We start from the raw sequence: 7,481 nt of genomic DNA, 5'->3' as shown, positions 1-7,481 counted from the left end.
ATGGTTGTTCTGGACCAATAATCACCCATTCTATGTGATGTTGTTGGACGCCGAGACCGGGCGCGAGCGCACCGAGCACGCCCGCGATACCGACCAGCGCGGTGCCGATCAGATAGAGGGTGCGTGGCCCATATCGGTCGACGAGCCGTCCGAGGACCGGCTGCCCGACCGCGGTCGCCAGGTAGAGGGCCGAGACCAGCCAGATGGTCTGCGACGGCGGTGCGCCGAACGCCTTCCCGATCGGCACCAGCGCCACCGCGAGCATCGAGGAGTTGATCGGGTTCAGAATCGAGCCGAGGATCATCGGCGCGATCAGCCCGCGATCGAATCCCGTTGTGCCAGTGGATGGTCCAGCGTGCTGCTGTTCGACAGCGGTCATGATTGCGCCACATCGTCCAGTAATGCGAGTGCCTCGAGAATGGTGCGCCGTTGCGCCTCCGTACACCGCTGCTGCAGGGTCCGAGCCAGCCACTCCTGGCGCACCTGCCGGTCACCCCGCAGCCGCTCGCGCCCAGCCGCCGTCAACGACAGCAATTGCCTGCGCCCGTCCGCGGGATCCGGGCGGCGTTCGACGAATCCGTACCGATCCAGCGCCGCGACCGTCATGGCCATCGACTGCGGCCGCACGCGTTCGGCCGCGGCCAGATCGCTGGTCGATGCCGCGCCGTCCTTGTCCAAGCGGCTGAGCACGGCCGCCTGCGACGGGGTCAGGTCGTCATCGGCGGCCAGTTCGCGCATGCGCCGTCGCAGCCTGCCGAAGACGACCCGCACCTCGGCAGCGGCCCGAACGGCGGATTCGGAGATCTTCTCGGCCATGCCGACGACTCTAATTTATTCAGTCTCAACTGTACAGTTCTAACTGCTCAGTTCGAGCTGCATATCACGCAGATGCACGCGATGGGACCGTGCAGCCGTTATCGTCGGACAGGTGGCCAGTAAGTCCGCGTCGCCCGCTGTCGAACTCGATATCGGCGACCGCACCGTCCGCATCTCCAACCCGGACCGGATCTACTTCCCGGAGTCCGGCGCGACCAAGCTCGACCTGGTGCAGTACTACCTGAGCGTCGGGGACGGCATCGTCCGCGCGCTGCGGGACCGGCCCTGCATGCTGCACCGGTTTCCGAAAGGGCTCGCGGGCGACAAGGTGCATCAGAAGCGGTTGCCTGCGGGCGCTCCGGACTGGATTCCGACGGTGCGGGTCTTCTTCCCGCGCTACGGCAGACATGCGGACGAACTCTGCGTGGACAAGTTGGCCGATGTCATCTGGGCGGTGCAGATGTCGACCGTCGAATTCCATCCCTGGAACTCCCGCCGCGCCGACACCGAGCGACCCGACGAATGGCGGATCGATCTGGATCCGATGCCGGATTGCCCGTGGTCGCGGGTGCGGCGGGTGGCGGGCGTTGCCCACGAGGTGCTCGACGAATTGGGTGCGGTCGGCTGGCCGAAGACCTCCGGCGGCAAGGGCCTGCACATCTACGTCCGCATTGCGCCGGAGTGGGGTTTCACCGAGGTGCGTCGCGCGGCACTTGCCTTCGCGCGCGAGGTCGAGCGGCGCGCACCCGACGATGTGACCACCACCTGGTGGCGCCGGGATCGCGATCCGAACCTACTGTTCGTCGACTACAACCAGAACGCCCGCGACCACACCATCGCGGCCGCCTATTCAGTGCGCGGCGTCCCGGAGGCGACGGTATCCACCCCCGTCCGCTGGGACGAGATACCCGATATCGAACCGCAGGATTTCACCATGAAGACCGTCCCCGCGCGCTTCGCCGAATTCGGTGATCTGCACGCGGGCATCGACGACGCGGTATTCCGCATCGACCGACTGCTGGAGTGGGCCGACCGCGACAACGTGGCGGTCGACCTCGACGAGCAGGACTGACAACCGACGGCCGCAGCAGTTACCGGTGCTACCGTTCGCTTCGGAGTCAGCCGCTGCTCCCTGGTCTCGCCCGCGATAGGAGGTCGTCCATGAGCCCCGCCGAGGTTCCGGTTCCGATCGCGATCGGCCCGGCCATGCCCGCTCCGACCTTGCTGCGCAAGGCGGTGGTCGAATGCGGCGCGAACGTTGTGGATCTGGCGGAGGCCAGGGCGCTGATCTGGGCCGGCGGTCCCCGCGAATTCCCGGACGAACTGCCCGAGAGCGTCGAATGGGTGCAGCTCCCGGCGGCCGGTGTCGAGGACTGGTTCACCGCGGGCATCTTCGCCCGCCATCCCGACATTCGATTCACCTCCGCCGCAGGCGCTTTCGCCGCCAGCGTGGCCGAACACGCACTGATGCTGCTACTCGCCGGGGTGCGCTATCTGCCCGAACATCTGCACGCCGGGAGTTGGCGGCAGCAGGAGTTCTTTCCCCATGTCGACACGCTGCACGGTAAGACCGTCGCGATCGTCGGCGCGGGCGGAATCGGGCGCGCCCTGATCCCCATGCTCATTCCGCTCGGTGTGCACGTCGTCGCGGTCAACCGCTCCGGCACACCGGTAACCGGCCCCGGCATCCCCGACACCGTCGAAACGATTCCGGCCGATCAGCTCGCCCGGGTCTGGCCGCGCACCGACCACGTCGTCATTGCCGCGCCGGCCACCCCCGCCACCCGCCATCTGGTCGGCGCCGACGAACTCGCCCGCCTCAAGCCGACATCCTGGATCATCAATGTCGCCCGCGGCAGCCTGATCGACACCGACGCGCTGGTGGCCGCGCTGGCCGCGGGCGCGATCGGCGGTGCGGGCCTCGACGTCACCGATCCGGAACCGCTGCCCGACGGCCATCCGCTCTGGGTGCTGCCGAATGCCATTGTCACCCCGCATGATTCGAATCCCCCGCAACTGCGACTCGCCGCCTTCGCCGACCACGTGAGCGAGAACGTGCTCCGTTTTATCGCTGGCCGAGATCTCCTCGCGCCGATCGACCCACACCGCGGCTACTGATACCACGGCCGATGCAGGGCCTGGCCCCGACGCCATCGTGATCAGCCTGTTTTGAATGTGCCATTGACAACTGGCACATTCATCGATGACGCTGAGAACATGACAAGGTCAACGAGGACCTCGGTCCCCGGCGTTCCGACGGTGCCGTCGGCGCGGTCCAGGCTCGCTGCCACGGCATGCGAGATCGGGCTGCGGCCGCTGAACAATGCGGTACCCATGAACGCACCGGGAGTGTGGTTCGCACGCAAGCTGATCGCGACGATCATGGCCACGGCGGGCCCAGCGCCGCGGGGCACGGCTGTCACCCAGGTCAGATCCGGCACTGTCCGCGGCGAATGGGTCCGTGCCCCCGGTGTGGATTTCGGACCGCGCGCCATCTACTACATCCACGGCAGCGGCTATGTGGTCTGTTCGGCCCGCACCCATCGCGGACTGGCCGCACAGCTCTCGCGCAGGACCGGGCTGCCGGTCTTCCTCACCGACTACCGGCTCGCGCCGGAACATCGGTTTCCGGCCGCCGCCGATGATGTCGAGGCCGGATACCGCTGGCTGCTCGACCGCGGTATCGCGGCACACGATCTGGCGATCGCCGGCGATTCGGCGGGCGGACATCTGGCGCTGGATCTGCTGCTCGAGAACGGACGCCATAACCGGCCGCAACCCGCCGCCGTCGTGATGTTCTCCCCGCTGCTCGATCTGACCCTCGGGCTGGCCGCCGAACAGGAACGGCGGCAACGGGATCCGGTCATCTCGGCCCGCGCGGCCAGCCGACTCCCGCACGCCTACACCCGCGGTCTGCCCGCCGACGCACCGCGCCTGCGGCTGCGCGTGCCACCGGGTATGGCGCTGCCGCCGATGCTCATCCAGGCGGGAGGCGCCGAAATGCTCAGCGCCGATGCCCGACACCTGCACGAGATGGTGCGGACGGTGGGCGGCCCGTGCGAACTCGAGATCTGGCCGGGCCAGGTGCACGTTTTCCAGGCGCTGCCGCTGCTGGTGCCGGAGGCGGACCGGGCATTGCGGCGGGCCGCCGAATTCCTTTGTACCGCACTGATTTCCCATACCGTCACGGAGAAGGTGAGCTGATATGTTCGGACTGGAAAGGCTCATTCCGGTCGGCATCCGGCCGCGCCGCAGTCACGGCGCACGCGCGGTGGTGACCGGCGCTGGCAGCGGCATCGGCCGGGCCTTCGCACTCGAAATCGCCACCCGCGGTGGGCAGGTGATCTGCGCCGATATCGATGAATCCCGCGCCGACGCGACCGTCGCGCTCATCGAACACAACCACCCGGGCGCGGCATACGCGTTCCGCTGCGATGTCTCCCGGAGCGAGGACGTGGAAGTGCTCGCGCGCTTCGCCGAATCGCTGTTCGAACGCCCGGTCACGCTGGTGGTCAACAATGCCGGCGTCGGCATCGGCGGAAAGCATGTCGGCGAGATCGGTTTCGACGACTGGGAATGGGCGCTCGGCATCAACCTGTGGGGTGTCGTGCACGGGTGCGAGATCTTCGCACCGCAACTGCGCGCCGTCCGCCACGGTGGGATCATCAATGTCGCCTCGGCGGCCGCCTTCGCCGCCGCGCCCTCGATGGCGGTCTACAACGCGTCCAAGGCGGCGGTGCTGTCGCTGTCGGAGACCATGGCCGCCGAAATGAGCGGCACCGGGGTGGCGGTCACCGTGCTGTGCCCGACCTTCGTCAAGACCAATGTGGCACGCGACGGCCGTATTACCGAACAATCGGCTCGGCTGGCCGACACCCTCATGCGCCTGACCGGCTTCTCCCCCGACCGGGTCGCGCGCACCACCCTCGACGCCCATGACCGCGGCCAGCTGTATGTGCTGCCGCAGCTGGACGCCCACCTCATCTGGCGGCTCAAGCGCTACTTCCCCGCCCAGTACACCTATGCCCTCGGCATCCTGGATCGGCTACTGCCACAGGAGAACCCGACCACCACGGACCGCTCCGCGGTCTCCGATAAGACGGGAGTCTGACCATGGCGAACGCTGGCCCTTCCGAGCGACCCGCAAGAGAACGGTACGGCATGGACTTCGACGATATGCTCCGCAAGATCAAGGATCGGCAGTGGGCGCTGGCCGATATCGACTGGGATGCCCCCGGCGTGGAGACGATCTCGCCCGAACTGCACGCCAAACTGAAGCCGTTCATGGCCGATCTGATGTGGATCGAGAATGTCGGCGCGCGCGGTTTCGCCGCCATGGCGAAGAAGGCGCCCACTGAGACGCTGCGCGAGATCTACCGCTACTTCCACGCCGAGGAGCAGAAGCACGCCAATGCCGAACTCGCGCTGATGCGGCGCTGGGGCATGCTCGACGGCAATGAGATTCCGCAGCCGAATGTGAACGTCAAACTGGTCATCGACTTCCTGGACCAGTACTCCGACGATATGTCGCTATCGTTCCTCGGCACGGTGATCCCGATGCTGGAGGTCGCCCTGGACGGCGCGCTGATCAAGTTCATCATGGACGAGATCGAGGATCCGATCTGCCAGGAGGCCTTCAAGAAGATCAATGCCGACGAATCCCGGCATCTGGCCGTGGATTTCGCGGTAATGGATCTGCTGGGACACGCGCAGATGCGCAAACTGCTGATCGATCTGGTCGGCGGCTGGGCCAAGCCCTCGTTCATCATCGGCGTGCTGAGCTATGTGCCGCTACTGAACAAGATGCGCGACAACATTGTCGAGATGGGCGTCGACGAGGAGAAGCTGTACACCGCGCTCAAGCGCTACGCCAATGTCGGCGAGCGCAGCGAATTCGCGCGCAGGCTGCCGATGTACCAGATCGTGAAGATGCACGGCGGCTGGGTGATCAACCGGGGCCACCCCTATCATCTGCTGGCCGACGCACTGGTGAAGATCACCGCACGCGTGCCGAAGGCGCTCTTGCGCAAGGACCCCACCTGGTCCAAGGAACTCACCTACGAGCCCGCCGCATGAGGAGCGAACAGATGGATACCGCATCGCGCAGCGATTCGATGAGGGATGGCGGCCGGACGACAGCTGGGCGCACAGTGGACGTCGCCATTATCGGCGGTGGGTTCGCCGGTATCGGTGCCGCGATTCGCCTGCAGCAAAGGGGAATCGGCGACTTCGCGATCTTCGAACGCGGCACCGCGATCGGCGGAACCTGGCGCGACAACACCTATCCGGGTGCGGCATGCGACATTCCGTCGCGGCTGTACTCCTACAGTTTCGCGCCGAACCCGAACTGGTCGCACACCTATTCCGGCAGCAGTGAAATCCTCCGCTATATCGAGTCGATGGCCGCGCGATTCGGACTGCACAAGCATTTTCGCTTCGGCCACAATGTCACCGGCATCGCCTTCGACGAGGACGCCGGAGTCTGGGATATCACGATCGAAGGCCGAGCCGAGACCGTTCGCGCGCGGGCCGTGGTGCTGGCCTCGGGACCGCTGGCCAATGCCGGTCTGCCGAATATTCCGGGTATCGAGGACTACCGGGGACACAAGATCCACAGTGCCCGTTGGGATCACGACTATGACTTCACTGGCAAGAAGGTCGCGGTCATCGGCACCGGAGCCAGTGCGGTGCAGATCATTCCGGAACTGGTCGAGCAGGCGGCCTCGGTCAAGGTGTTCCAGCGGACGCCGGGATGGGTGCTGCCCCGGATCAATCGGCGCACCACACCGCTGACCAAACAGCTCTACCGCCGGGTGCCCGCCGCGGCATCGCTGTCGCGCCTGGCCTGGTTCTACGGGCACGAATCGGTGGCGCTCGGCGTGGTCTGGAATACCCCGCTGACCCGGGTGGTCGAACTTGTCGGGCGGGCACAATTGCGCAGGCAGGTCCGGGATCCGTGGCTGCGCCGCCAGCTCACCCCGGACTTCCGCGCCGGATGCAAGCGGCTGCTGATGACCGATGAGTACTATCCGGCGCTGCAACGCGATAACTGCAAGCTGATCACCTGGCCGATCGCCCGCATCGCCGAACACGGCATCCGCACCGCGGAAGGTGTCGAGCACCAGGCCGATTGCATCGTCTTCGCCACCGGATTCGATGTCTCCAAGACCGGCTCCCCCATTCCGGTCGTCGGCCGGGACGGGCGGGTGCTCGCGGAGGAATGGCGCCACGGCGCCTATGCCTATAAGAGCATCGCGGTATCCGGCTACCCGAATCTGTTCCTCACCTTCGGGCCCAACTCGGGGCCCGGACACAATTCGGCGCTGGTGTACATGGAGGCCCAGATCGACTATCTGGTCCACGCGATCGGCATCATCCTCGACCGGAATCTGCGCATGCTCGATGTGCGCCAGGACCGGCAGGACCGCTACAACGCCGCGATCCAGCGGCGGCTGGGCAGCACCACCTGGAACTCCGGCTGCCGCAGTTGGTATCTCACCGAGGACGGGTTCAACGCGACCATGTATCCGGGTTTCGCCACCCAGTACGTCGGTCAGCTGCGGACGGTGCACCTCGATGACTACCACGTCGTGCCGGTGAGCGCGCGCACGAAGCCACGGATCGCGGCGGTTTCCTAGCGCCGGGCAGCTGGTTGTTCCGAGCGA

8 protein-coding genes are annotated in these 7,481 nt (G+C 66.4%); 6 read left to right on the top strand and 2 right to left on the bottom strand.

Annotated features, from left to right (window positions below):
* The coding region (locus ABZW16_RS30195) for an MFS transporter (RefSeq protein ID WP_354959476.1) at nt 1–379 on the bottom strand (379 nt) is incomplete at its 3' end.
* Nucleotides 376–816, bottom strand: coding sequence for a MarR family transcriptional regulator (locus ABZW16_RS30190; RefSeq protein ID WP_354959475.1), 441 nt, complete (start codon nt 814–816; stop codon nt 376–378). The genes ABZW16_RS30190 and ABZW16_RS30195, both read right to left, overlap by 4 nt.
* Before the next feature lie 112 nt (nt 817–928).
* Here ABZW16_RS30190 and ligD point away from each other — a divergent pair, with 112 nt between their 5' ends.
* The 6 genes from ligD (at nt 929) to ABZW16_RS30160 (ending at nt 7,454) form a co-directional block, all read left to right on the top strand.
* Complete coding sequence (ligD, locus tag ABZW16_RS30185) at nt 929–1,888, top strand: non-homologous end-joining DNA ligase (RefSeq protein WP_354959474.1); 960 nt, start codon at nt 929–931, stop codon at nt 1,886–1,888.
* An 89-nt stretch (nt 1,889–1,977) separates the two neighbouring features.
* Entirely contained in the window at nt 1,978–2,934 is a 957-nt protein-coding gene (locus ABZW16_RS30180; protein ID WP_354959473.1) for a D-isomer specific 2-hydroxyacid dehydrogenase family protein, read from the top strand.
* A 99-nt stretch (nt 2,935–3,033) separates the two neighbouring features.
* Complete coding sequence (locus tag ABZW16_RS30175) at nt 3,034–4,020, top strand: alpha/beta hydrolase (protein ID WP_354959472.1); 987 nt, start codon at nt 3,034–3,036, stop codon at nt 4,018–4,020.
* Between the two features lies 1 nt (nt 4,021).
* Nucleotides 4,022–4,927: an SDR family NAD(P)-dependent oxidoreductase gene (locus ABZW16_RS30170; RefSeq protein WP_354959471.1), complete on the top strand. Its 906-nt coding sequence runs from the start codon at nt 4,022–4,024 to the stop codon at nt 4,925–4,927.
* A gap of 50 nt (nt 4,928–4,977) precedes the next feature.
* Nucleotides 4,978–5,892 (top strand): ferritin-like domain-containing protein, encoded by a 915-nt coding sequence (locus ABZW16_RS30165; protein WP_354959470.1) that lies wholly within the window; start codon nt 4,978–4,980, stop codon nt 5,890–5,892.
* 38 nt (nt 5,893–5,930) lie between these two features.
* Entirely contained in the window at nt 5,931–7,454 is a 1,524-nt protein-coding gene (locus ABZW16_RS30160) for an NAD(P)/FAD-dependent oxidoreductase (protein ID WP_354959478.1), read from the top strand.
* The last annotated feature ends 27 nt before the right edge of the window (nt 7,455–7,481 follow it).

Source organism: Nocardia sp. NPDC004604 (assembly GCF_040609795.1).
GTDB lineage: Bacteria > Actinomycetota > Actinomycetes > Mycobacteriales > Mycobacteriaceae > Nocardia.
The sequence above is the reverse complement of the archived record's forward strand: the minus strand, read 5'-3'. Positions and strand labels throughout refer to the sequence as shown.

Excerpts from the sequence above, each read along its gene's own strand:
- ABZW16_RS30190 (WP_354959475.1), bottom strand. The coding sequence starts at position 816 with ATGGCCGAGAAGATCTCCGAATCCGCCGTTCGGGCCGCTGCCGAGGTG.
- ABZW16_RS30180 (WP_354959473.1), top strand. The coding sequence starts at position 1,978 with ATGAGCCCCGCCGAGGTTCCGGTTCCGATCGCGATCGGCCCGGCCATG.
- ABZW16_RS30175 (WP_354959472.1), top strand. The coding sequence starts at position 3,034 with ATGACAAGGTCAACGAGGACCTCGGTCCCCGGCGTTCCGACGGTGCCG.
- ABZW16_RS30170 (WP_354959471.1), top strand. The coding sequence starts at position 4,022 with ATGTTCGGACTGGAAAGGCTCATTCCGGTCGGCATCCGGCCGCGCCGC.
- ABZW16_RS30165 (WP_354959470.1), top strand. The coding sequence starts at position 4,978 with ATGGACTTCGACGATATGCTCCGCAAGATCAAGGATCGGCAGTGGGCG.
- ABZW16_RS30160 (WP_354959478.1), top strand. The coding sequence starts at position 5,931 with ATGAGGGATGGCGGCCGGACGACAGCTGGGCGCACAGTGGACGTCGCC.